General features: G+C 56.3%; 16 protein-coding genes and 2 pseudogenes. 11 read left to right on the top strand and 7 right to left on the bottom strand.

Annotation, left to right across the window (positions count from 1 at the left end):
- Nucleotides 1–17 precede the first annotated feature (17 nt).
- From HZS55_RS14070 to HZS55_RS14050, 5 genes are read right to left on the bottom strand one after another with little or no spacing between them, the layout of a single operon-like run.
- The gene (locus HZS55_RS14070; protein WP_179908257.1) at nucleotides 18–3968 is read right to left on the bottom strand and encodes a helicase-related protein; all 3951 of its coding nucleotides are present in this window, start codon (nucleotides 3966–3968) and stop codon (nucleotides 18–20) included.
- A gap of 12 nt (nucleotides 3969–3980) precedes the next feature.
- Nucleotides 3981–6878 (bottom strand): DUF1156 domain-containing protein, encoded by a 2898-nt coding sequence (locus tag HZS55_RS14065; protein ID WP_179908256.1) that lies wholly within the window; start codon nucleotides 6876–6878, stop codon nucleotides 3981–3983.
- 6 nt (nucleotides 6879–6884) lie between these two features.
- Complete coding sequence (locus HZS55_RS14060; RefSeq protein ID WP_179908255.1) at nucleotides 6885–7523, bottom strand: DUF7680 family protein; 639 nt, start codon at nucleotides 7521–7523, stop codon at nucleotides 6885–6887.
- Entirely contained in the window at nucleotides 7523–10822 is a 3300-nt protein-coding gene (locus tag HZS55_RS14055) for an ATP-binding protein (RefSeq protein WP_179908254.1), read from the bottom strand. Before HZS55_RS14055 ends, HZS55_RS14060 begins: the two co-directional genes overlap by 1 nt.
- Complete coding sequence (locus tag HZS55_RS14050) at nucleotides 10815–11042, bottom strand: hypothetical protein (protein ID WP_004594467.1); 228 nt, start codon at nucleotides 11040–11042, stop codon at nucleotides 10815–10817. The genes HZS55_RS14055 and HZS55_RS14050 overlap by 8 nt, the downstream gene beginning before the upstream one ends.
- 209 nt (nucleotides 11043–11251) lie before the next feature.
- On the opposite strand from HZS55_RS14050, the gene HZS55_RS14045 reads away from it, so the two are divergent.
- The 9 genes from HZS55_RS14045 to HZS55_RS14010 all read left to right on the top strand — a co-directional run bounded on the left by HZS55_RS14045 (nucleotide 11252) and on the right by HZS55_RS14010 (nucleotide 20779).
- Nucleotides 11252–12160 (top strand): hypothetical protein, encoded by a 909-nt coding sequence (locus tag HZS55_RS14045; RefSeq protein ID WP_246308263.1) that lies wholly within the window; start codon nucleotides 11252–11254, stop codon nucleotides 12158–12160.
- A gap of 132 nt (nucleotides 12161–12292) precedes the next feature.
- Entirely contained in the window at nucleotides 12293–12748 is a 456-nt protein-coding gene (locus HZS55_RS14040; protein WP_246308262.1) for a hypothetical protein, read from the top strand.
- A 46-nt stretch (nucleotides 12749–12794) separates the two neighbouring features.
- Nucleotides 12795–13154 carry a hypothetical protein gene (locus HZS55_RS14035; protein ID WP_103992933.1) on the top strand — a complete coding sequence of 120 codons (360 nt, stop codon included), beginning with the start codon at nucleotides 12795–12797 and terminating at the stop codon, nucleotides 13152–13154.
- Nucleotides 13155–13313: 159 nt separating this feature from the next.
- Entirely contained in the window at nucleotides 13314–14342 is a 1029-nt protein-coding gene (locus HZS55_RS14030) for a Cdc6/Cdc18 family protein (RefSeq protein WP_179908252.1), read from the top strand.
- A 24-nt stretch (nucleotides 14343–14366) separates the two neighbouring features.
- Entirely contained in the window at nucleotides 14367–15491 is a 1125-nt protein-coding gene (locus HZS55_RS14025; RefSeq protein ID WP_179908251.1) for an SMODS domain-containing nucleotidyltransferase, read from the top strand.
- A gap of 410 nt (nucleotides 15492–15901) precedes the next feature.
- A complete protein-coding gene (locus HZS55_RS14020; protein WP_179908250.1) occupies nucleotides 15902–17836 on the top strand; it encodes a ThiF family adenylyltransferase in 1935 nt (644 codons plus the stop codon).
- Nucleotides 17833–19080 (top strand): SAVED domain-containing protein, encoded by a 1248-nt coding sequence (locus tag HZS55_RS14015; protein WP_179908249.1) that lies wholly within the window; start codon nucleotides 17833–17835, stop codon nucleotides 19078–19080. The genes HZS55_RS14020 and HZS55_RS14015 overlap by 4 nt, the downstream gene beginning before the upstream one ends.
- A 153-nt stretch (nucleotides 19081–19233) precedes the next feature.
- Nucleotides 19234–19356 (top strand): hypothetical protein, encoded by a 123-nt coding sequence (locus HZS55_RS22825; protein WP_008528531.1) that lies wholly within the window; start codon nucleotides 19234–19236, stop codon nucleotides 19354–19356.
- Between the two features lie 22 nt (nucleotides 19357–19378).
- The gene (locus tag HZS55_RS14010) at nucleotides 19379–20779 is read left to right on the top strand and encodes a hypothetical protein (RefSeq protein ID WP_179908248.1); all 1401 of its coding nucleotides are present in this window, start codon (nucleotides 19379–19381) and stop codon (nucleotides 20777–20779) included.
- 188 nt (nucleotides 20780–20967) lie between these two features.
- Here the strand turns inward: HZS55_RS14010 and HZS55_RS14005 are convergent.
- A pseudogene (locus HZS55_RS14005) lies at nucleotides 20968–21195 on the bottom strand (SOS response-associated peptidase family protein); the annotation flags it as partial.
- Nucleotides 21196–21336: 141 nt separating this feature from the next.
- Between HZS55_RS14005 and HZS55_RS14000 the strand changes: the two are divergent.
- Complete coding sequence (locus HZS55_RS14000) at nucleotides 21337–22566, top strand: RNA-guided endonuclease InsQ/TnpB family protein (RefSeq protein WP_135806809.1); 1230 nt, start codon at nucleotides 21337–21339, stop codon at nucleotides 22564–22566.
- Nucleotides 22567–22603: 37 nt separating this feature from the next.
- On the opposite strand, the pseudogene HZS55_RS13995 reads toward HZS55_RS14000, so the two are convergent.
- A pseudogene (locus HZS55_RS13995) lies at nucleotides 22604–23074 on the bottom strand (SOS response-associated peptidase); the annotation flags it as partial.
- Nucleotides 23075–23225: 151 nt separating this feature from the next.
- Here HZS55_RS13995 and HZS55_RS13990 point away from each other — a divergent pair.
- Entirely contained in the window at nucleotides 23226–23834 is a 609-nt protein-coding gene (locus tag HZS55_RS13990) for a hypothetical protein (RefSeq protein WP_179908246.1), read from the top strand.
- Nucleotides 23835–23927: the final 93 nt, after the last annotated feature.

The following is a 23927-nucleotide window of genomic DNA, read 5'->3' as shown; positions in this document are numbered from 1 at the left end:
CTTACAAAACTACCCAGCTACTGTGGCTGCTTTGTTGACTTCTCTCGGTTATCGAGGAATTGATCACACCATGTCGGGAGGGAATCCATCGATCCATTTTCAGTCACAGTCCCATCGCCCGCAATCCGGGTAAACACGCCGTCCCGCCCCCACGCACACACGACAGGCTCTTGGTCTTGATCGGGTCGAGTTACGATTCGCTGTTGGAGTCGCGACGGATCCTCACTCGCATCCTGCAGTACTGTGAGGAGCTGCACGAGAAGTGGATGACCTGGCGCAAGATGCTGAACGGATGGGAACTCGTCAGCACACACAGCCGAGAACGTCACCGCGACTTCATCATCAGCAGTCGCAATAGCCTGTGCAATCGTCTGTTCCCCATCCCCGGCTGGGACCTCAATCGGTGCGTCACCTACTGAGAGGCGATATGTACTGTCCGCAAAGTCGAAGTCCCCGTCATCGTACTCGAAGTCAATCTCGTGAACCGGGATGAATTCGACACCGGCCTCGGCAAGAGCATCGTTATCGACCAACACTGACTGGAGACTCGGTGTCTCGAACGGGGGGTGATACTCGTATTCCTCCTCGCCGACATCGACGAGATCTGGGTGACTGTAGGACTGCCACGCATCAAGTTTTGCTTCGTCGACGACGTCCTGAGCGACGAGGTCGTCGACGTCCTCGAGTGACTCTCCGACATCGACGCGGTCGCCCTGATCGCGTTCTTCGAGTTCTTCAGAGAACTCGCGGTCAGCTGATTCGACCGCAGACTGGTCGTCAGCGCTGTCCGCGTTCAAGGTCGCATCCCGAATCTGTTGGCTGACGCCGGAGAGTATGGGTTGCATCTCACCGACGACGTTTTCGAAGAGGCCAATCCGGTCGTCAAGGCGATCGTAGATGTCCGTCTCAACCGTATCCTCGTAGCTGTAGTTGAGAATGCGAATCTCGTCGAATCGTTGGCCGATACGGTCGATCCGACCGATACGCTGTTCAACTCGCATCGGGTTCCACGGCAAGTCGTAGTTGATGAGCGCCCCACACTCCTGGAGGTTTAGCCCCTCACTCGCGGAGTCGGTACAGACGAGGATATCGACCTGCCCATCATCACGTGAGAATTCACGCTTCACGCGCTCTTTCCCGACATGCTCCCACGTTTCAGAATCGGGGTCGTACAGCTCGCCGCCACGACCGGAGTACGTCGCGATTGTTGCTCCAAGAAGGTCCGCGAGACTGTCCCGGATGAAGTCCATTGTGTCCGCGTACTGCGTGAAGACAATCACCCGGTTGTGACCAGCCCGGTCCAGCTCGTCGAGGTCGTTGTACAGCTGCTGAATTTTCGGGTCTGTATCAACCAAGTCTAAGTCGTTGACGAACGCTTCCAGGGCCTCGATTTCTTCCTCGATAAGCTGTTTCCCCTCTTCAGTCACGCTCGGGATGAGTTCAGAGAGGTCCAGGTCGTCGCTACTAGCGTCGAGTTCATCCAGAACGTCCCCGTCGTCGAGGTCTGCGTCTTGTAGCGTTTCGAGGACAACCTGCTCCGCATCACCATAGTCCCGGTCACGAGCGCGCTCCCGACCGGCGAGCACGGTTCGTTGTGCCCGGAGTGTCTCAAGCCGGTGTTTCAGGCTCTGACTGATCGCATAGACACTCGACGTGAGTCGCTGTCGATACGTGGTCATCACGAACCCGATGGCGCGTGTTTGGGCTTCGTCAGTCTGCTGGGCTCGCTTGTAGAACTCACGTGTGTACTCGTCGATCTGGTCGTAGACCGCCCGTGTCTCCTCGGTGAGTTCGATTTTCCGTTGTTCGGGATTCCGGTTCGGAACGGTCGTATCGAGGAGACCGACCGCCTCGTACTTCCGGAGTGTATCCCGTGTATTCCGGTGGATGAGCGCGTCGACCGGTGTGGACTCCGCGAGAACATCGCGAATGACTCGCCAACCGCCTGGGGAAAGTTCGTCAAGTGCGTCCTGTCGGTCGCTGCGGGACGCCATCAACCACTCGTCGGCGTCTTCAGGATAGAGGAGCCGTTTGAGTTTCGTATCCTCGCTCGCCTCGAAGCGGTCGATGTCATAATCTGCCATCGCGTCGTCTACATGGTCGAGATAGCCGTCGTAGGCGTCTCCATAGGCTCGTGCGAGCCGGCACGCGGTCAGCACACGCTCTTTGGCGATGGCACGGTCCTGTCCGTCCTCATTGATCTCGAGTTCGTCTGCAAGGTGCTGGAAGACTTTTGAGGAGAATGGTCGGTCCGTCGGGAGCCGATCTTGGTGTTCCAGTCCATCGAGCGTGGCTTGCGTGTCCCAGGAAGCCTCCGCTTTGTCGGACTCTGAACTCGGGTTGTCGAGAACCTCGTTGAGGGCCCGCGACAGCCCGTCTCGGGTTTCGAAGAACTCCATGAAGGTATCCCGGTTATCCCAACCACCCGGAAGATCCAGCAACTGCATCAGGTCGTAGAGTTCGCCAGAGTGCAATTGCATCGGGGTAGCCGTCAAGAGGTAGTAGGCGTGCGTATAATCGCGAAGCTGTTCGAGAAGAGCGTAGAAATTACTGCCACGCCGGGCGTTGTGCGCCTCGTCGACGATGACGGCGTCCCACACGCCCATCCGGTCTTCCGTATCGTGGTCGCGTCCGCGACAGCTTGCCGGGATGCCGTTCCGAGACCGGTCGGATACCCGGTCTAAGGGAGCGACCTGATCCCACCGGTCGTCGAGACGAGCCGTGTGCCAGGACATAATGACGACCGTCGGCCCATCCAGCGGCGACGATGCATCGGCATCAGTCGACTGCTGTTCGTAGAGGAACCGCCAGATGGGGCTGTCCGCCCATTCGCGCTCCCCAGTGAGGTCGAGGTCCGTTGCCGATGGTGGATAGTGGTCGCGACCGCGGACGTCCCGGAATACGTGATCGCCCGCTGTGTCCCGGTCGAATCGGACGGCGTTGATGTTGAACTTCTCCCAGAGCTCTTCCTGCCACTGCCGCTGCAGACTCGCCGGAACCAGCAACAACCCGGTTTCAAGCTCCCCGGTGAGTCCGAGCCGGGAGAGTGTAAGACCGGCCTCGATCGTCTTCCCGAGTCCCACCTCGTCACACAGCAAGAAGCTCTGTGGATACGTATTGACGAGTGTGTCCGAGACGACTCGTTGATGCGGCCACGGCGTGATCGTGCTCGCCTCCTCGGCCAGTGCGAGCCCACCGGGCGAGAGCGGTCCATCCTGAATGATGTTCGCTTTGTCGCGCTCCGTCGGCGGAGCTGTACCGTTCGCGATCTGAATCGCTTCCTGGAGATCGCTCTCGGTGTCTGGGGCTTTCCAGTCGATGATGTCCTCTTCGATCGCCTCGGGGAGGTCATACACTTCGACGAAGGGGTGTTCATCACTCCACAGTCGCTGGAAGGTATCCTCGTCGCCGGCGACGTAGTCCGCCTGTTCAGGAACCCACGAACGGTGGACTTTGAACCGCTCGTAGTTGCGAGCCCAGCCGCCGACCGTCTCATTGACGCTGCCCTCGAACGAAATCGTGTTTCCGTCGCTATCGTGGAAGAGTCCAACTTTCGGATGGAAGATCTCCCAGTCGTGAGAGGGAGAGCGTGGATAGGCGACCTTGATGTGGATCCGGCCCTCGCGGAGGAGACGCGCGAGAATACGGAGGTTCGCATCCAGGCGTTCGTCATCGAGGTCCTCGAGGTTTTCCTCGAGGCGGTCGGTGAGCGTCTCTAGAACCGGACGGTCAGACTCGTAGAGTTCGGTGCCGACGATGAGGCGCATTTCACCATCGTTCTCGACGAGGGCGTGAATGCCGTTGGCAGCAGCCGCGAGTGCCGTACTGGAGAAGTAGCCCGCGATCCGGTCGTATTGCTGGCTGCGTTCCAATGCGGGCTCGTAGAAGTCCTTGACGAGATGGGCGCGTCCCTGCTCGGGTTTGCTCTCGTAGATGGACTGCCACTCGCGGTCACGTAGATTAGTCATGCTGGAGGAGTTTCAAGATTCGTGGTCACCAAGCTCGCTCTGTTCAAGCCGATCTTCTGCGGCCGCAGTGAAATCGGTAGGTGTGAATTCGAGGCCAAGAGCGTCATGGGTTCTCCCTAATGCGAGGTCGCGAGCAGCCTCCCATTCCGAACTGTTCTTCGGAAGAACTTGTAGGAGGGCTTTGAGCGTTGCTTTGAAGCCCGCGTCTGTGTCGAAGTTGCGTTCTTTGAGCCAATCAATTGCGACGTCCTCACCCTGTTTCTCGTAAACGTGCATTGCGGCGTGAACTGCATCAAGGGCAATTGTGTAGGACAGCGCTTCAGGATCAACGGGCGTCCTGTTAGATCTCTCTTCGGGTGGGAGTGTAATATCTTGGACGCGCTCTTCGTGGGTTTTCAGCTGTATGTCGCCACGTTTCTTCCCCCAGATTTTCGTAGAGCGCTTGATATCGTCAATGTCGACACCAACGCCAAGACCCAGTTGGTGGCCGTCGTCGTAGTGGAAGGTGTCGGATTCATGAACCAGCCAAGAGAGGATATACCACTCTGTAATGTCGTCCAAGTCTCCGAGCCCTTCTCCCTCAAGATACTCTTCAACAAGGACGCGAGTTACTGCCTCTCGCGCCTCTTCAAGAGCCCGACGAGGAGGGACTTCTTCATCTCGATCATCAACAACAGGGTATGCATCGGCGTAGACTTTGAGAGTCGGTCCGAAAGCGGAGATAATTACGTCCGTTTTAGTGAGTGAAAGGCCAGAATCGAGTAGATCACGTGCTGCTTCCTTCGCAACAGTTCTTGTATCAGCTCTAACGTCACTCCAAAGGGTAGGAGCCCTCTGGCCCGTGGAAGTAGATGAGTCAATCGGCTTTCTCCCTGTGAGCAAAAGCGTACTATCTGCAGAGCCTCCACCACGAGTGTCGGTTCTTTGTGGCATCTCACTGGTAATTGGGTGTGTAGAGGTGACAGTAAATCCAGATCGAATTAGTGACTTAGTCAAAGTATCCCACGCACTGGACTCTTTGTGAGTAAACATTACAGTCATAACTCCGCCAGGTTCCAATACTCTATGCAGTTCTTGAAATATTTCTGCCATTTTATCCTCATAATCGCCTGCTGCAAAATCCTTCTTGGATTTGGAACCATCTGCAATATGATCATACTCGGCAACGTTAGCAACGGCCTCGTCCTCTTTATTTGAGAGGTCATCAGGGAACATCTCCGGGAAGGATTCTCCGAGATATTCTTTCAACCACACATAAAATATATCAGACATTTCGGAATATATAATACTATCATAATATGGCGGATCGATTACCACTGCTTGGATTGACTCGGATTCAATCTCCAGTTCTGCCGCGTCCCCAACCAATACTGTAGAGTCTGGGTTATCGATATCTTCAAGATACGTGACCATTTCTTCATATGAGTCACGTACCCGTTCGAAGTTATCCTTCCAAGACTGGTTCCCAGCGCACAGGTTATTATCAACAAAGCTCCACTGCAACCCAAACTGTTTTCCGCCAACTGCATTCGCTGGGTAGCCCTTTCCGGTATCCAGAGGTGCAAAACGTGTATTCCGGTCAATTGCCTTGCTTGATATTAATGACAATATTGTTAGGATAGCGTTAGCTTCAATCTCGTCGTGTTCCTGCCGGATTTGTTCCTCCACGTCACGAAATGCCTGTAGATACTGATAATGGGAGATCAGCTGGCGGTCAGTGAAGGCATCTCGCCATTCGGAAACACCATATATCAATGCACGCTCATGAATGTCTCCATCATATCTCTTAGTAGAAAGGAGAGATTGAAGCGCAAAGTCGGTGTCTACCCGATTTGAAGCCTTTTTACAGGCATCGTGATCCATCTTCGTTGGTGCCCTCCATCCGGAGCTGGAAGAGTCACTGACATATTTTACGCCATAGATTGTCGACCGATATTCTCCCTCTTTGAATGCCTCTTGTATATTATCAGACTCCAACACTACGGGACAATTAAGACAATCTGCCCCACTTCGTGAATATGGCCCCTTCTGAGGGTCAAATTCGCTTTTTTCGATATCATCTGGGAGACGAACACAATCATATTCAATACTCTTATTTTCATGATTGAGTTGCGGGCGAGCAGCGATACCTTTCGTTGCGGACTGCTTCTGGAGCCACCACTTCTTCACCAACGGTATCTCGAATCCACAATCTGGACAAGTAACCGTATAAGTACAGGCATAGTGAGAGGGTGTTTGCCGATCATTCTTACTGGGGAAATACTCCTTCAACTGTTCCGATGCGATTTTATCAATTTCGTCGCTCCACCTATTCAGGTCACTTTTTAATGAGCCAACTTTTGGAGCGTACTCATTCATCGTCTTGAGAATGAGAGAGGGAACCGCATTCAATTCGTTCGCAATAGTTGGGAGATCATATCGGAGAGATTCAAACGGAATAACTCCACCTCCAGCCGTTGGGTCAAGAATTGTCGGGAGTTCTCCTTCCCACTGATCTAAGAGAAGGTCATGAATCTCTTCGCGCTGGTTTTTGCTTGGAGAGCGTGTGAAGGGGCGTGGATAACCATAATGATCCTGTAGGGTCCCAGTTCGTTCGTCTTCTTGACTTTTCTTTCTCGCAACGTAATCGACTATGCTCTCTCCACCTGTTCCTTCGGAGGGGCCGATTTGCATCCAATTAAGTAGCTGATCCGGTTCAACATCCGCTGGAAGGACTGAAGCAAGAACCGCAAGCCTTGCTCCCGGGGTGGGACGTCTCGCAAACCAAGGGTGGAGATAACGATGCGGAGGCATATGTTGTGGGTTCGCCTCCTTTAGATTCTCAATTCCCACCGCCTTTAGGGGAAGTTTACCCTCTATCGCGACACTCTTACGCTCTTCACTTCGTTCCGAATTATCTTCTTCTGTCATTTTGTTTTAAATATGGTCCGTCAGCAGCACTCGAAGGGCCTTTTCGCCGTTCGGACTCGACGGAGACCGACACTTTGCGTACCAGTAGTAACACTCCTCATCGCTCATCCGTGCAACGCCTCGAGCCAGCGACCGCATCCGATCGATACGCTGGATCGGTTTCACGCCACGGAAGGCAACAGCAAGCCGGACGCCTGCCGTCTCGGGTAGAAACACGAATCCAGCCCCACCAGTAAGAACTTCTGAGGAATCTCCTGGCGTGCCCTCGATCGCTTCCCTGACGACGTCCTGGAGCGCACGGACGCGGGTCGGGTCAAGCCGTGCGACCTTTGCGCCGGCCCATTCATCCCACGTCCAACCATCGAGCTTGGAAAGGAGGTCGTCGCCAGCTATGTCCGAGACGAGATCCTCGACTGGTGTGATACTCAGCGAACGACCATCTCGCTCTAGGCGATCACGGCGGGCTTCAGCCTGTTCACGAGGGAGTAGTTCGTGGAGCGTCCACTCGCCGCCACCGTCTGTCTCTCGTCGGACGAGCGTGAACGTCGGGCGGCCACCGAACATACTCGTCCCGTAGCGAACCAGCCGATCCTCCTCTGTTCCTTCAGCGGGTGAGGTCTCAAATTCCGAACCGCGACTCGCCATCAGACCGTCACCTCCGAGCTCGCCTGAATCGGGCCACGCCCTTCGACCCGGACGTCGATGTTGCCCGCATCGAGGTCATTATCGAGGGCAGCGAGGAGGTCGTCACCCTCGTCAGTAATCGGTTCGGGCTCGTCAAACTGGAAGCGGAACTGGATGGTCTCTCGATCATCGCCGAACGAGCCTGGCTGGTCGATCACGTCCCGGAATCGGCTCGGTGACCCCGTGAACTCCGCGCTGTACGTCCCGTCGTCAGTCCGGGTTTCGTACTGCATTCGAACCGTCACCGAGTCTTCGCGAGCTTTGAATCCGGGGCGCTGACTGATGAACTTGGCCGCTTGGAAAGGTTCGTCCCCACCGACCTGGATGGTCACCTCTTCAAGCAGCGGCGTCCGGTCAGTTCCGGCCTTCGATTCCGCATCGCGACGAACCTCTGAGAACGCCCGCGAAGCGGACATCATCTTCTTGCTCGCCTCCCAGGATTCGTCTGGCTGGCATTCCTCGCAGCGTCCGCGTGCGTCCAGCAGCTGCTCGCTAGCGACCTCTTTGCCGCAGGAACTACAGGTCGTATCGGACTGGTGTTCCTCACAGTAGTAGGGTTCGCTGCCTTCTGGGTTTTCAATCTCCGCCCCACACTCGACACAGGTAGCAACCGTCTGTTCTGGCCGGTCGATTTCGTCGAGGTGGTCGTCGACGAGCGCGTCGATATCTCGATAAACGACGAAGGCACTCCCGATTTGGACATCGCTGTCCCGAATCGAGGTCTCGACATCGGGAGATTTCGCGAACGGTTCCGGATGCGGCCACGTTTCAGGCTCCGTTGTTCCGACCCAGTACGCTGTCCCAGACTCGCCATCCCAGTATGCGTACCCGTGGTCGCTAACGAGAGAGGAAACAGTCTCTCGAATCGGTTTCGTGCTGAAGAGGTAGTCCAGTCCCGGCTTCTTCGCGTATTGGTTGACCAGCGCTTCGGTGGACATAGCATCCTGTGTCTGCTGCCAGAGTTTCTGTTGGACGTGAGCGGACCCACGAGCGCCGGCGTCGCGTTTCACGATCTTATCCTCGAGCGTTGTCTGGACAGCATCGACCAGTGTCGTCCCGCCGTTGGATTCGGTCGCACCGATGGTGATGTGGGTGAGCCCGTCCCGGTCCGGGTAGTAGAGGTGCCGGTAGACGTTCCGAACGAGCTCTCCGAGCATCAGCTGTGCCTCGTCGCTCCGTTCTCGGAGCTCCTCGATTTGTTCCGAGGAGAGGTCGGCTTTCTGCTCAGGGCTATCAAGCAGGGCCTCTATAGCCTCGAGACGCCGAGCCTCGTCGATTGCCGCATCCATTCGATCTGCGTCAGGGGCGAGGAACAGAGCGTAGTTCTTGTAGATTCGCGTCTCAGTCTCTCCCTCGTGTTTTGCGGCTTGCTGCTCGTAGAGCTGAGTCACCCGGTTCGGCGGCGTATCGCCGCCGTCTTCGACAGCTGCGGTATCCGGATGCATCACCGCGAGCTTCGGGGTATCCGGGGTATCCGGTAAGTCCGCCGGCGACTCAGGGAACTCCACCGGCTGGAAGCCACCATCCCCGATTTCCTTCGAGGTGAGACGGTTCTCGAAACGCGAATGAGCGCTCGCTTCGGGGGTAGACTCGATCCGCTGGTCGATAATTCGGATCAGGTTTGGTTCTTGCTTGAATCGGAGGCGCTCTTCCTCGTAGAGGAAGTAACACGCGACGTCCATATCGTCGCCACGGAGTGCGGATAGGGCGGCATCGTAGTCGTCGAAGTTCAGATTGGGATGACCGATGGCGAGGTTCAGATCGGCGTGAGTTAGGCCGGCGGCCTGTTCACCGTATGCGAGGCTGTGCCAGAGAACTGTCGTTGTCAGATGGGTTCCGAGGGGCGGGAGACCGTTTTCGGTCCATTTCCGATCCTCAAGCTGGGCGTGCGCGGTACCATCGTCGTCGTAGATGTCGGCGGTCACTGCGGGACCGAGATCGACGAAGTCGAATAGACGCTCACGAAGGATCGTCTGAATCCCGCCGCCAGGATCGTCATCAGCGACTGTGAGGTCGTAGATCCGAATCCAGTGGCGGTCGTAACTGTCGGGCTGGTGATTCCAGAGGTAGTAGACGGCTCGAGCAAGTAAGCGGAGGGCATCACGCGTGCGCTGGAATCGAGGTATCGTATCGATCTTGTCCGTGAGAGCGTCGATTAAGGAGGGATGGAAGGGGTATTCGCGAGCGAGGACATCCACGTAGCCAGCGTCGGTGGCTTCCTGTGGATACTGCCGGTCTTCCTGGTCATAGAATTGGAAGTATGAGTCGGCGGCTTCGTGCGCGGCGTTTTCTGGAACTTCCGAGAAGAGTCGGTGCTGAAGGACTTGTCCGATCTCGTTTTCGTCGGTCGGCGTGACCGTCTTGTGCTGCCGCCGGCCAATCTCATTGACCTCCTCGATATGGTCACGGACGCCATCACGAACCCGGTCAGCCTGCTCACCAAAGGCCGTATCCGCGATAGAGTAGACGACCGTGACGTGCTCCGATTCGGCAGCCGCTTCGAGGAGCGCCATCACGAACGAAAGCGTCTGATCGGCGAGCGTCTTGTCGCCGACAGGCGTGCCCGCGGCTTTGTTCATGTAGTCGGCGATTTCGTCGATCAGAATGAGGGCCGGCTGGTCGTGCTGAGCGAAGAGTTTCGAGAGCGTCCCCTCACCGGGGGCGTCCCGGTCTTGGTCGTAGTCCTTGAGGTACTCGTAGCCATCGAGCCCATAGAGCTGGTACGCGAGTTCACCCCACATTGTCCGGGTATTCGGAGCATCCGGATCGTCGTCGGCATGGCGGGCATCCTTGCTATCAGCCTTCGTTCCGATGAAGACCCCCGTCGCAATATCGAGGCCCTCTGCCACCGCATCTTGATAGTCGGCCGCAAGCTCCTCGTCGCCGTCCAGCAGGTAGTGTGAGAGGTCGTCAATATCTACGGGGTTCTCAGCAAGATGGTAAGAGGCGATGAGGTCGTGCGTTTTCCCACCACCGAACCGTGTGTCGAGACAGAGAATGCTCGAAGTATACGAGCCGGGGTCGTACTTTGTGGTCGCCAAGAAACGCCCCGTGAGATTGGAGAGCAGCGTGCGGAGACCCTCCGTGGGATAGGTCATATCGTAGAACGAGTCGGGGTCTCGATAGACTGGTGCTGCCTTCTCAGGGTTGTGGACGACAGTCGAGAGTTTCGCAGCGAACTGTTCCTCCTGGAGCGAGCCGTCTAAGACGTCGTCTCGTGGCTGACAGCTTTCGAAGAGAGAAGGGTACTCACTACTCATCGATTTCCTCCGTGGGTGAGGAATCAGCTTCTGGTTTGGATACGATTACGAATTCACACTCCGTGCTGTTCTCGATGATCGCCTTGGCGATCCCCTTCGACTCCGCGACATCGACCTTGATAGCGTCCCCAACCTCCGCATCGAATTGGTCGAGTTCGGGTCCCGACAGATTCACCCGGCCCGATTGGCCGGTGTTCTGTCCAATTGTCTTCTGAGTCATCTGGATAGTCACATCACCTAGCGGGAATGTTATAACCTTTACTTAGTCTAAGTTCCCGATTTGTAGTATGGTAGTTCTTCTATAGACCCTCCCCCCACCACCCCCTGAATACTAAGTGACTGGGGGTAATCGGTCTACTCACAATGCAAATTAATCGCGGTCCTCGCGATCACCGATATGGGACGTACTGGAATCGTATCCCGGAGTGTATGCCAAGGCACGTCCCGGTAGCAGACCTGGGAGGCTTCTCCATACCCCGTAACGAGGGGGGAGTACCCTCTAGAGAGGAGTTCCCCTATCCAGTAGTCCCGGTCACCGACCAATACCAGTTACATCTGTTTCCGGCACCTGACCATATCCGGCCGATGCTGGTTCGGCTCACCGATGGCGAAGTGCTCACCGATGGTCACGAACCGTACGGATTCTGGTTGACCGTCGATGGGATTGCCGAAGCTCGAGAGACACTCATCGCACAGGCAGAGAACTATACGAACCAGACGGCACCTCGAGAGCTCGGAACCGCCCTCCAAGACGCACTCGTCACGGATGAACTGCTACACGACATCTTCTCAGAGCAACTTACTGAGAAGCTCCGTCCACCGACCGTTCGTTGGCTTCGTGACCGTACCAAGTCTGTAAGCGCAGACACTGTCGAATACACCGGTGGAGCGTACGTCAAAACGGAGTGGACCATCGAGTTAGAGCCTGAATCAAACAGAGAAGAGCGATCCCCACGGACACTTGAGTTCCACACCGATGACCTCATTCAGCAGGATTCGCAACGGTTCACGGTTGATTACCGGCAGCTCTTCCGCCAGCAAATTCGATGCTCGAACACCTGGTGGACGGATCTCAGCAGATACTGGATCTCCTCGGCAACGGTCGAAGATATTGTAGACGACGATTATCCCACAGAAGACGAATCTGCATTCTCGCTCCGCCAATCGGGGAAGGCGAAGTACCACCTCGTACAGAATGAAACTGGGACGACCGTCTGTGGTCATGAAGCCCGTTCAGGCGACACCCGGGAATTCTCCCCAGATACGCTCCCGATGCCAGCGGCACTCTGCAATCATTGTTCTAGAGAAGTCAAACGACACCTGATTCCCAGAGAATAGTGTCGATTCGGGCTGATCGCTGATCGTGAGAGCTGAACACGATAGAATCAGGCGATTCGCAATACCTGTTTAAACCAGACAGAAGCGGTACAGCACCAGAATATTATGACGTTCCAGTCGTGGTATCTTCGTATGAGTATACCCGATCTCGCCCCGATACGAGAGTCTCTTGATGCCAGAATCGAGGAGCTGGAAGACGAGCAAAAACGCCAGGAAGAGCGGCACGAAGGAGATGGAAGCAACCACGCGGTCTGGGACAAGGTGGAACCGAAAATTCGGCGAGATGTCGTTGAGGACTGCCAAGAGGATCTTGATGGCGTGGACGAACAAGACGAGGTTCTCCGAATATTGGCTGAATGGCGCCGAAACGAAAATCGAGAGTGGGAATTCAACAGGAACAGTTCCAAGGTAGAGAACGAACGAAACAACATCAAGAAGGCTGAAATTCGGATCTGGAAGGAGAAGCTCATAGAACTAATTCCCGAATCCGAATTCAAGATCTGCGGCCTCTGTGAGTCTCTTCAAATGCCAAAAAGCGACCGGCGCAAGAGTCGGGGGTACGTATGGGAATGTCCTGACTGCTTCTAGTCTGGGCCCACGAACATCTATTATACTGACGACAAGAGGGGGGAGTATGGGCGCATCTGATTGGGCTGGCAGGATGTGTATGCGACTAGAAGAGGAATTTGACATAAGCGAGGACCGAGCCCTCCGTATCACGACACTCGTTCGACTACTCCGAGGGGAAGGATATGAGGGTGTCTTTGGCGAGTACGGAAGCGAACGACACCAGAAACTCCAAGAGCAGCTGATCGACGAACTCGATAAGTCACTCCTCGAGCAGTCCGGCAATACGATCGAAGAACGGTGGAATAACTTGATGGATGAGCTGGACTGTCAAAGTCGCGCTGACAACGGAGTATACCTCATCCCCTGGAGTGAACACGAAGCCGACGACTGGCAAAATCCCGGTGTCACGAGTTCCCGCCCGTGACCTGATTCCGGAAATCCCGGAAATCTTGAGTTTCCACGAACAGGAATCGCGTTACTGCGCGAGGATTTAGTTAGGTTCGAGGGGGCTAAATGGGGTGTTTCCGGAAGCAACCCGGTCACGTTTTTAGTACTAGCCAGAAAACCAGTCTATCAAGCAACGATGATTCGCGATGCTCGCGTTCTCCGCGCCGGGTTCGTCCCTCGGGAAGTTGAGCATCGCGACGCCGAAGTCAACCACCTCTCCAGCGTTCTTGAGCCCATCACGAACGGAGAACCCGCCGACACGGCCATCGTCACTGGACCCAGCGGCGCCGGCAAGACCTGCATCTCACAATTCGTCACCGAACGACTCCGGGAAGAGGTCCTCGACGTCGAGACCACCTACGTCAACTGCTGGCGCAACTACACGCGGTTCCGCACGCTCTACCAGATCCTCGACGACCTCGGCGCGACCATCGACATCCACCGACAGTCGACGCCGCACGACGAACTCGTCGACCGCCTCCAGCAGCACGACGGTCCTCGAACCGTCGTCATCCTCGATGAGGTCGACCAGCTCGAAGACCCCAGCGTCATCTACGACCTCCACAGCCTCCCGCAGTTCGCAATCATCTGTATCGCGAACAAGGAAGAGGAGCTGTTCAGCCGCGTCGACGACCGCCTCGTGAGCCGCCTGCGCTCCAGCGAACACGTCCGGATGGACAAGTACCACGACGAGCAGCTGTACGACATCCTGAGTGCGCGGGCGAAGTGGGGCCTCGACGAGGACGTCATCACCGACGACCAGCTCTACCGGATCGCCGACGCGGCCGCCGGCGACGCCCGCCTCGCAATCGGTATTCTTCGGACGGCCGCCAGCAAGGCCGACCGCGAAAATCGCGAGCGAATTACTGACGGCATCCTTCTCGACTCAGCCGAAGACGCTCGGGCCCAGATCAAGCAGAAGAGCATCGATTCACTCACGCCACACCAGCGCGTCGTCTACGACGTCGTTCGTGAGCACGGCCCGCTCGGCCCGAGCGAGATTCACGACCACTATACGGACGAGGTAGACGATCCCCGGACGAAACGGACAGTCCGGTCCTATCTCTCGAAGATGGCCCAGTACAACCTCCTTGAGGCCGAGGGCACGAGCCGGGATCGAGAATACGCAATCATTGAGTCACCACCTGCTGCAACAACCACTTAAAACATTCCAGAACATCGATACACTATGACCACACTCCCCACACTATTCGAGACCTTCCTGTCAGACATCCGCCCGCAGGACGAGCACAATGATGCCTACAAGGAGGGCCACGAAACCCTCCGCGACCACTTGCAGAATGACGATGACATCGACGAGTTCTACGTTGCAGACTTTCTACAGGGGAGCTACCGTCGGTGGACAGCACTCAGACCGCAAGAAGACGAAAAATCCGACGTTGACGTCGTCTTTGTCTCTGATCTCAGCAGTGATCTCGATACCGATGTTGCGCTAAGAAAATGCGAGCCGTTCCTGGATGAACACTATGAGGGGCAGTGGGAACCGAATGCGCACTCCTACAAAATCGAGGAAGAGGAGGTGGAGATCGATCTCGTCTTGACAGCGGCACCCAGCGAGGCAACACGAGAAGCCGTCAAATCACTGGGTTCACTGGACGTAGGCACGGCCCTGAGTCCAGACGACCTTTCGACCGTGGCGGAGGCCCTCAATATGTCGGCAGATGGTGACGACGAGTGGAAGGACGAACCGCTCAAGATCCCGCATCGAGATGAGAACGAGTGGGAGAATACCCATCCCCTCGCGACTATCGCCTTCACCGTAAATAAGAACGATATCACGGATGGCCACTACGTGAACGTCGTCAAGGCCATCAAATGGTGGCGGCGAACGAAGACACCGGACGTCGAAGGACCGACAAGCTATCCCCTCGAGCACATCGTTGGCCAGTGCTGTCCTGATGATATCGACAGCGTCGCTGAAGGCGTGACAAGGACGCTCGAAGAACTCACACGGCAGTTCAAGACCGACGCATTGGCTGAGGAAACCCCCGTCTTGCCGGCTCACGGGCTCCCGAGAACCCCCGAGAATGACGTCCTCAAACAGATCGACGGGAAAGATTTCGCGGCGTTCTACGATGAGGCAGAGGATGCCGCAGCGCTCGCGCGGACAGCACTGGATGAGGAGGACAAAGAAACATCGAGGGATTACTGGTACCAGCTCTTCGGTGAGAAATTCCCTCCCTTCGGAAGCGACGACGATTCTGACGATGGAGGGAAGAAAGCCATGTCAGTAGGGTCGTCCTCACAGGTAGAGGATCCATCTGACCACCAGTTCGCCGAGTCGGACAGCTGACGTAACAAATGCCTCCCCACGAAATTACAGAAGCCGTTGCAGCCATTGCCGAACGGGACGGAGTCACCGTCCTCAAAGAGCCATATCGACACGATAGCAACGGACGGTGGATCGTCAAGATCAGGCTTTCTCCAGACGACTTAGAACCCCATCCGGACGTGCCACGCGAGACGGACTGGTATCTCCATCTACGGGATACGTACCCCGCCGGTTCAATTGGGATCTACCCTGCGGATCAAGAAGAGAACACCATTACCGCCACATTCCCCCACCAGAAGCTGAACGTGGCTGGGAGCAACGATACTCCATGGCGAAGAGGCGATATCTGTGTTGCTCGGTATGGGCACACCCTCAGTCAAACGGGAGCCACCGGCGAACCCAGCACAAGCCGTGATCGACTCTGTTGGCATATGGACCGAGCACTGCGGTGGTTAAGTAATGCTGCGAAAGGGGAACTCCGGGAACCAGACGAACCGTTTGAAATCCCGGCCTTCGATACGAACTCGGCTTCGGCCACGACCATCGCATTCAATGAGACGCAGGAGTCGTTCCCAGACTGGAGGACGACGTATGGACAGTGGGGGACGGTCAATCTCCGCTCGTTGCCAACTGCTGAAGAGACATACGCGACTGGTGCGTTCAAAGATAGCGACGATGAAGTCGTCTATCAGCCACAATGGGGCGGATACATCGATTCGAATCCGGATGACTCTGTTTCCGGAGCGTGGGCATTGTTAGAAGAGGTGCCGATTGAACCCCCGTGGGAGGCCCCGGAGACGTGGGAAGATTTGGAAGGGTTTTTCGAGGGCACCGAGACCGACCCGTACGAACTACGGGCAAATATCAAGCCCGTGTTGGACGATGAACCGGTCAAGATTCTTCTAATCGGGTTCCCCATCCCAGCTTCGGTCGACGGCGACCCCGAGATCATTTATTGGCAACCAATCGAGATCCAGGAGTTCAAGGACCCGAATGACCTTTCCGGCGGATTTCGAGATACTGGAAGGGGGCCAGAGATAGCCGAACGGCGGGAAGCTGGAGAGGAACAGATTCGGTGGCTGGACTCGGACAACTGGTCGCATGAGCAACTCACCAGACGCGGACATATGACGGAGTGGTTTCTGGATCGCAACATCGTGCTCATCGGAGCGGGAGCGCTCGGCAGTATGGTTGCCGAGAATCTCGTTCGAGCCGGCTGTCAGCAGCTTACCATCGTCGACAATGATACGTATGAGATCGGCAACGTGGCTCGCCACACACTAACAATCGATGAGGTGGGACGAAACAAGGCGACAGCAGTCGCGGACCGGCTTGAATCAATTGCACCGTACGCTCAGGTGCTTGATGTGGATAGCGCCTTTCCACCGAGCGGTGAGCTGCCGGAGCCAATTAGAGAAGCGGAGGTAGTAATTGACTGTACCGCGTCACGAGGAGTTCGTCGCGCTCTTGATGCGATTAGATGGAATCACCCGGTCGTGTTTTGCTCTGCGGCTATGGGTCGGCGAGCGAGCCGGTTGTTCTGCTTCACAGCTTACTCACATACCTTTCCGTACAGCGATTACAACGAAGCGTTCGATCCATGGCGGTTGCAAGAACAGATCGAATGGGACGAAGACGAGGATGCCATCCCCGAGCGAGTCGGCTGCTGGCACCCAGCTTCAGTTATCCGAACGGACCGGGTGATGACGTGGGCAGGGACAGTGACACGACTTCTCGATCAGGCGACGTCATTGAGCCTGCGCGAGAATCACTTCACCGTACTCGAGACCGGTAGTGGCGACGAGCTGCCGACCATTTCACAGGCCACACCTCCCTTCCAGGACGGAACTATATGGCGAGCACCGGAATCGCCAATCAACGTACAGATTCCGGCCACGTGTCTTGAAGCGATGTATGATCGCTGTCGGAAAGAACACCCCTGTGAAACGGGCGGTATTCTGGCTGGAACCGACCGTCTCAATGGACCAGCACTGGTAGTTAATGCCCGCGACCCACCGCGAGACTCCATTCAAGAACCAACTCGATTCCTCCGCGGAACCGACAAAGTCGAGGAGTGGCTCAAAGACGCCAGGGAGAGCATCGGCATCGACTATCTCGGTGAATGGCACTACCATCCCGGCGCTTCACCCGATCTCAGCCGGGACGATCGAACTGCGATGAATGAAATCGCCAACGACGACGGCTACGACTGTCCGCATCCGCTCCTCTTCATCGTCGGTCAGGACGAAGAGGGTCAGTTCTCGATTAACGCCTATCTATTCCACGATAGTAAGGAATACGAGCAGTTAGAACGGATTGACAACCCAGATGCTGCTTCAACTCTCAACGTCGGTGACGATATATGACTGATCCAACTGGCCGTGTATTTCTCAGCTATAAGCACGAACAGACGGACGTCGCCAACTTCCTGCAAACGGAACTGGAGCGACACGGGGTGCCGATTTGGCGGGATATCTTCGATTTGAAGCCGGAGCCACTCAGAGACGAAATCATCGACCAGTTGGAGAACCCGGAAACGGCCAGTGGTATTGCGCTCGTCAGTGAGGGCGTAGCCGACTCCGACATCATTCTTAACGACGAGTTGCCGGGATTCAACAAGCGCTGGGACGGGGATGACGAGTTTTTCGTGGTCGTTGTGCCATGTCCCGATGTCAGCGTTGGAGAAGCCAAATCGATACTCAACGAGGCACCGATCCTCCACGACTTCTCCGCCTGGAAAATGCTCCCTCTGGAGGAGACCACGTCTGACAAAGCTACAGAGATCGTCCAGACCGTCTTATCAGAGCGGATCGAGCGGATAGATGGTTATTTACCGGACGGTGAGCCTCTCGAATGTTCACTTGATACCTACGAATCGCCGGCTCACGATATCGATCCAGCGATTGCTATCGACTGGTCAAGATCGTTCGAACATGGTCCACCATCCCAAGAAGAATGGAACCAGCGTCTACTCCCGGCGTTAACCACGGTAACGGACAGTCTCATTCAAAACGCATCGGGCCGCCCCCTCCGATTCCGTGGCCGAACGCATCTTCCCGCTGCGTTCGCGGCCGGCTACTGTCTCCCAACCACACGTCGTATCCAAGCAACGTGGATGCAACCCACCGGCCCTGCTGGGATGACAGAATGGACACTCGATATCGACCAAGAGGAAAGCGGGTTAGAAGGAGATCTCCAGCGACAACCGAATCACGGAACCGAGCTTGCGGTGCTCGTCAACATCGCAGCCGATGTGCAACCGGAGATCGACCAGATGCATAACGACCTTCCGGATTTCAACGGTGTTCTCAGATTGACACCGGAAGATGGGCCTGGTGTGGAATTGTCCCCGGCACAGGCAGCCCATGCTGCAGGTGTTTTCCGTACCAAGGTACGAGACGCAATCAAAGAACTGTCAAAAACATCGACTATTCATCTCTTCATAGCTGGCCCGATGGGGCTCGCCTTTCTCTTCGGGCGAAACTCAAACACTCTTAGACCGATCCAGACCTATCTCTACAGCAAAGACGAGGGTCGGTACTATCCTGCTGGTCGATTACAGAATCAGTCACTTTCAGACGGCTCAGACACCGCCTCAGAAGAGCAATAGAAAATCAGTGCCCATTGCCAGGAGAGCATCGACTCGATCATGTCGCACCAGCGCGTCGTCTACGAGGTGATTATAGCACTGGTAGGTCGTGTTTTGTTGACCGAGAGCATGCACCCCCGTGATTTATTACTGCAGGAGCGATTAGGTCCTACTATGAGCGCAAAGGGCCAGCTCCGTCGGTTCGAGAACAGGGCGCAGTTGCTGCGCCATATCTCTGAGGAGACCGGCACGGACATCGACACGCTTTGGGACGAGTACGAAGCCCAAGTCGAATAGAGCTCTTTGCTGTTTTTGATGCGTGGGCGACGACACTGATCTCGACGTATCGTTCGCAATAGATGCAGAGACAGTCTCTCTGAGCCCTATCGGGGAATATCAGGTTCTCGATCTGGAAGGGCCGGTCGTCATCGTTGGAGATGCGTCGTACCGCGTCGTTCCGGTCGGTGAAGACTCAGACCCGTCAGAAGATGTCCGGGAACTTAGCGTCGACGAGATACGTGCTGCACTCAGCGAGCTCGCTGACAACGACGACTTTCAGTCAATCGTAGACAACTGCCCGACGAATACGCCGCTCGTCTACGACGACATCGATTATTTGACCCGCCATCTCCCTACAAGTTCGCTCCAGAAGTGCCAGAAGCTGAGTGAGAGCACCCCTTTCGAGAAGGAATTACTCCTCCAAGTTGCCTACGTAGAACGCCAAAACTCTCTCGTCGGGCACTCAGACAACGTCCTCGAGTATTATCTCGAACAGCGTGCTGAAATCGCTGAAAAACTCCGGTCCACCGACGAGATCGATAGCGACGTTGAGCGGTCATTCTTTTCGTATCTCCTCCTCGCCTCGGCACTCATCGAAGAGTTGACGACAGAAACGGTTCTCAACGAACTCTTTCGCGAGGAAGCTCGTCTCGACAGCATCACAGAGCACGTTCGGAGTATGGGGCACGCGAAGCGATTAGAGAAACTCTGTGATATCCAAATACTGACCGGAGGTGACCATGGATCGCTTGTCGAGGTCAAAGAACGCAGAAACAACCTCGTCCACGACGCGCAGAAGCGTGCAGGCCTTGACGAACTCGAATCGCGTCGTGAAGTCGCACAGATCCTCGAACAGACTGATCGATGTGCGTCCGTCCTACTGACGATTTCGGGAAAGAACATCGAGTCAGTCATCGCGCAGCGAGGGTGTGATCCCTATATCGAACACGCTCAATCTGAGGCAGTAGCCGACACAATCACGACCTGGGAACAGGAGAATCCAGAGCGCCTATCGAGACTTCACGACTGTGAAAGAGCAACCCTCGAAGAGATTCGCTGGGATACTGAAGAGAGTGACCCTGGGAACAACATCACGGAGGGATTCACGTTTGATGGATTTGATGACGAAGAGCTGTATGAGATACTGATGGAGTTCGTCGGTGATGCCTCACAGGCGTTCCTCGACCGGATTGATGGCGATGCAAACGAGAGCAATCTCGATCGCTTCGATTTCGCGTTGATGGTGTTGCTCTGTGCTGGTCACAGGTACGACGAGATTGCCCGTTGGCTGGATACCGACGAAAAGTACGTCCAGCGGAAGGAGAACGTGATAGCCTGGAGAGCTTCACAGTTCGAGAAGGATCTGGTTGAGGAGATCCCCCGCCCAGAGGGCCCAACATGGCCATCGGACACGGCATCAGATGATCAGGATGGGTGCTAGCCTGATAACAGACGGGTCATCGTCGCATAGTACGTATGCTCTCTCAGCGGAAAGCACACTTGGATAAGACCGAGCGAAAGCATCTCGAAGACCACCTCACGGCAGAAGATGCCATCCGAGATTGAGAGTACTCGCTCGTCGATTTGGCAGCGGCGTCGCCAATGGGGTGACCGTGACGCCGCCACCGATCAGGAACTGAACTCGCCGAGGTCCGATTGCTCGTGGTCCAGCGGCTCGATGACCTGGGGATCGTCGTTGCCGGGGTTGTTGACCCGCGTCGATATTTCGTAGGCGTCCAGATCGTTCTTCGGGTACGGCTGGCACAGTTCCTTGCGAGTGTCCGGATCTGCGGCGAGCCAGTCGGACTCAGCGTCCTGCGGGAGGACGACCGGCATCCGGTCGTGGATTGAGTTCATAGTGATTGTGAGGCGGATACCCTGATCCTTGAGGGCAGGGAGGAAGCCGACACCCGATGACACAAACTAAACACGGTGCCAAGGCCGACTCCCTCGGCATCTATAAATACCTTCAAGTATCTCTAAGCGTACTAATGAAGTATGGAGGTCGTCCGCAACATCCAGCTCAAGCTCGACGTTCCCGAGGACGCTCACAGTGTCCTCGACGAGACGTTCGAGCAATTCCGTCAAGCGGCCCAACACGTCGCTGACGCTGGATGGAGTGACGACCCCACACAGATCAAGGACACGAAGAACACGCTCCACGAACAGACCTACACTACTGTTCGGGAGCAGACTGGTCTGCAAGCCAGCCTCGTCCAATCCGCCCGCAACCTCGCCGCCGACGCCCTCGGCAACTGCAAAGACCGTATCCTTGACGACGGCAAGAAAGCCAGCAAGCCCGAGTTCCGAGGAAGCGTGGTCGTGTACAACGGACGCACCATCACGTACAACGACGACCACGTTACCCTCGCCACCGTGGACGACCGCGTGACCGCCGAGTTTGTCACACCCGAAGATGAGGAAGGGACGCCGTTTGCGGAGTATTGGACGGACGACTGGGAACGCAAGGAAGCCACGCTCCACAAACGTGACGGCACGTACTACCTCCACGTCGCAGTCGAGAAAGAAGTCGAACCCGCTGATTCTGGTGACCAGCAACCCGAGAACGGAGTGGTTCTCGGCGTCGATTTGAACGTGGACGGATACCTCGCCGTCACCAGCACGGGAGCGTTCCTCGGTAATGCAGACTACCTCAACCACAAACGCGACGAGTATGAACGTCGGCGCGGCAACCTCCAACAGACAGGCACTCGCTCCGCGCACCTCACCATCAAGAGCATCGGCTCACGGTTTTCTCGGTGGAGTGCGGACTACCTCCACCGCGTCTCGAAAGCGATTGTGCAGGAGGCCGTGGAGAATGACTGCACGGCGATTGCGTTCGAGAATTTGAACCACATACGGAAGCGTATCTCGAACGCCAGCAAGTTCCAGCAGTGGGCGTTCCGCGAACTCGAACGCCACGTCGAATACAAAGCCGAAGAGTACGGCATCGACGTAGACGATGTTGCCCCTGCCTACACGTCACAGCGGTGTAGTCACGACGAGTGCGGATTTACCCACGAGGACAACCGTGATGGTGATGAGTTCGAGTGTCTGAAGTGTGGAAAGAAACTCCACGCCGATTATAACGCCGCTCGGAATATCGGGTGGCGGCTTGTCCAGCACTGGCTCAAGTCTGGTGCTGGACGGGCCACCAGTCAACTGGCCCTCAAGTCAGGGACGCTGAACGCGAATGGCACTTTCACGCCTTCCGCCCTGCGCGGATAGAGCGGGAGCCCACTGACAAGCCTCGGGGCTTGACCCCGAGGCAGTTGACCAGGTCGTTCGGCTCCGTTGTGATAATCGTGACGCACGAGATCCTCTCGTCGTCGCCCTCCCAGACGTCCCAGAGCCCGGCCATCGCGAATGCGGGGTCGTCTTCGCGGTAGATCCGGTAGGGCTGTTTCGACCCGCCGTTCGGCGATTTCCATTCGTAGAACCCTGACGAGGGGACAAGGCAGGGACGTGATTCCCACGCCCGCTCGAAGACGCGTTTCTCGTCGGCAGTCTCGGAGCGGGCGTTGATGATGCCCTCTTCGGGTTCGTCCGCCCAGAACGGAATCAGCCCCCAGTGGTAGGCGTCGATCTCGTCTGGAGCCTCGTTCGTGATGATGTGGAGGTCGTCGCCAGGCGCGATGTTGTATCGGGGTGTGTACCCGCCGTCCGCGACGACCTCGGCATCGAAGCGGGCCTCGAGGTCTGCTTGGTCGATGAAGAGCGAGTTCCGGCCACACATACATCCGGATTCGACCGGGAGAGTCTTCAACGTATCCGGAAATGTGAACGGCTGGTTCTGTTGCTCCCTCGTTTGATGGTAGATTTGGGGATGATCGGTAAGTACAGGCGGCCAACAAAACATATGTTTGTCTGCGATAGTTGGCTTAAATGTGAATCGGACGAGACAGCAGAGGATAGGTTCAGTATTCCTGGTCCTACCGTCGGTCTTCATGGTAGTTGTTGGCGCACTTGAAGGGCTCTGGATAGCAGTTGTTCTTGGTGGGGTGGCCGGGCTCCTGGGAGTCACGCTCTACGTCGGTATCGGCCGGTACGAAACGGAACTCGAACAGTTCTACGCGACACAAATCGATTACGCGAGCCCACCGGCGTTCGCCTACACACTCTCTCAGACGGTCGCGTTCACGGTGGCATTCTGCTGCGCACTCTACGTCGCTCTGACCTTCGACCTGGTCGCACCCGTCTCGGAATGGGTTCCCGCGACGGACAGTCTGGTGGTCCTCGGCGGCGCTGTTCTGGGGCTTGCGCTCGGAGCCGGCTACCCACCGTTGATGCAACGGCAGGACCTCGTTCCGCTGCTGAGCGTCGGACGGTGGGCGAGCGAACTGGACGGCGGGCTCTTCGTCACTGCGTATGCCGTACTCCTGTTCGGTTCCGACCCGCTATCCGGCGTCGTCTTCGGAGTTACGTACGTCGGCAGTCGAATCGCCATCCTTGGCGGCATCCGCGCCAGCGCCCGCACTGACCGGAATAGTGCGTGATACGCTTTCGCGGCGGAGACCATTAGTTCGACATTTTCCCACTGAAACAGCGGTTAGGTAGGCAAGCCCATTTACCGGTTGTTTCAGCGTAGA

The organism is Halosimplex rubrum, assembly GCF_013415885.1.
Taxonomy (GTDB): Archaea; Halobacteriota; Halobacteria; order Halobacteriales; family Haloarculaceae; genus Halosimplex; species Halosimplex rubrum.
The sequence above is the reverse complement of the archived record's forward strand: the minus strand, read 5'-3'. Positions and strand labels throughout refer to the sequence as shown.

Coding starts and splice junctions, on each gene's coding strand:
- HZS55_RS14070 (WP_179908257.1), bottom strand. CDS start 3,968: ATGACTAATCTACGTGACCGCGAGTGGCAGTCCATCTACGAGAGCAAA.
- HZS55_RS14065 (WP_179908256.1), bottom strand. CDS start 6,878: ATGACAGAAGAAGATAATTCGGAACGAAGTGAAGAGCGTAAGAGTGTC.
- HZS55_RS14060 (WP_179908255.1), bottom strand. CDS start 7,523: ATGGCGAGTCGCGGTTCGGAATTTGAGACCTCACCCGCTGAAGGAACA.
- HZS55_RS14055 (WP_179908254.1), bottom strand. CDS start 10,822: ATGAGTAGTGAGTACCCTTCTCTCTTCGAAAGCTGTCAGCCACGAGAC.
- HZS55_RS14050 (WP_004594467.1), bottom strand. CDS start 11,042: ATGACTCAGAAGACAATTGGACAGAACACCGGCCAATCGGGCCGGGTG.
- HZS55_RS14045 (WP_246308263.1), top strand. CDS start 11,252: ATGCCAAGGCACGTCCCGGTAGCAGACCTGGGAGGCTTCTCCATACCC.
- HZS55_RS14040 (WP_246308262.1), top strand. CDS start 12,293: ATGAGTATACCCGATCTCGCCCCGATACGAGAGTCTCTTGATGCCAGA.
- HZS55_RS14035 (WP_103992933.1), top strand. CDS start 12,795: ATGGGCGCATCTGATTGGGCTGGCAGGATGTGTATGCGACTAGAAGAG.
- HZS55_RS14030 (WP_179908252.1), top strand. CDS start 13,314: ATGATTCGCGATGCTCGCGTTCTCCGCGCCGGGTTCGTCCCTCGGGAA.
- HZS55_RS14025 (WP_179908251.1), top strand. CDS start 14,367: ATGACCACACTCCCCACACTATTCGAGACCTTCCTGTCAGACATCCGC.
- HZS55_RS14020 (WP_179908250.1), top strand. CDS start 15,902: ATGGACCGAGCACTGCGGTGGTTAAGTAATGCTGCGAAAGGGGAACTC.
- HZS55_RS14015 (WP_179908249.1), top strand. CDS start 17,833: ATGACTGATCCAACTGGCCGTGTATTTCTCAGCTATAAGCACGAACAG.
- HZS55_RS22825 (WP_008528531.1), top strand. CDS start 19,234: ATGAGCGCAAAGGGCCAGCTCCGTCGGTTCGAGAACAGGGCGCAGTTG.
- HZS55_RS14000 (WP_135806809.1), top strand. CDS start 21,337: ATGGAGGTCGTCCGCAACATCCAGCTCAAGCTCGACGTTCCCGAGGAC.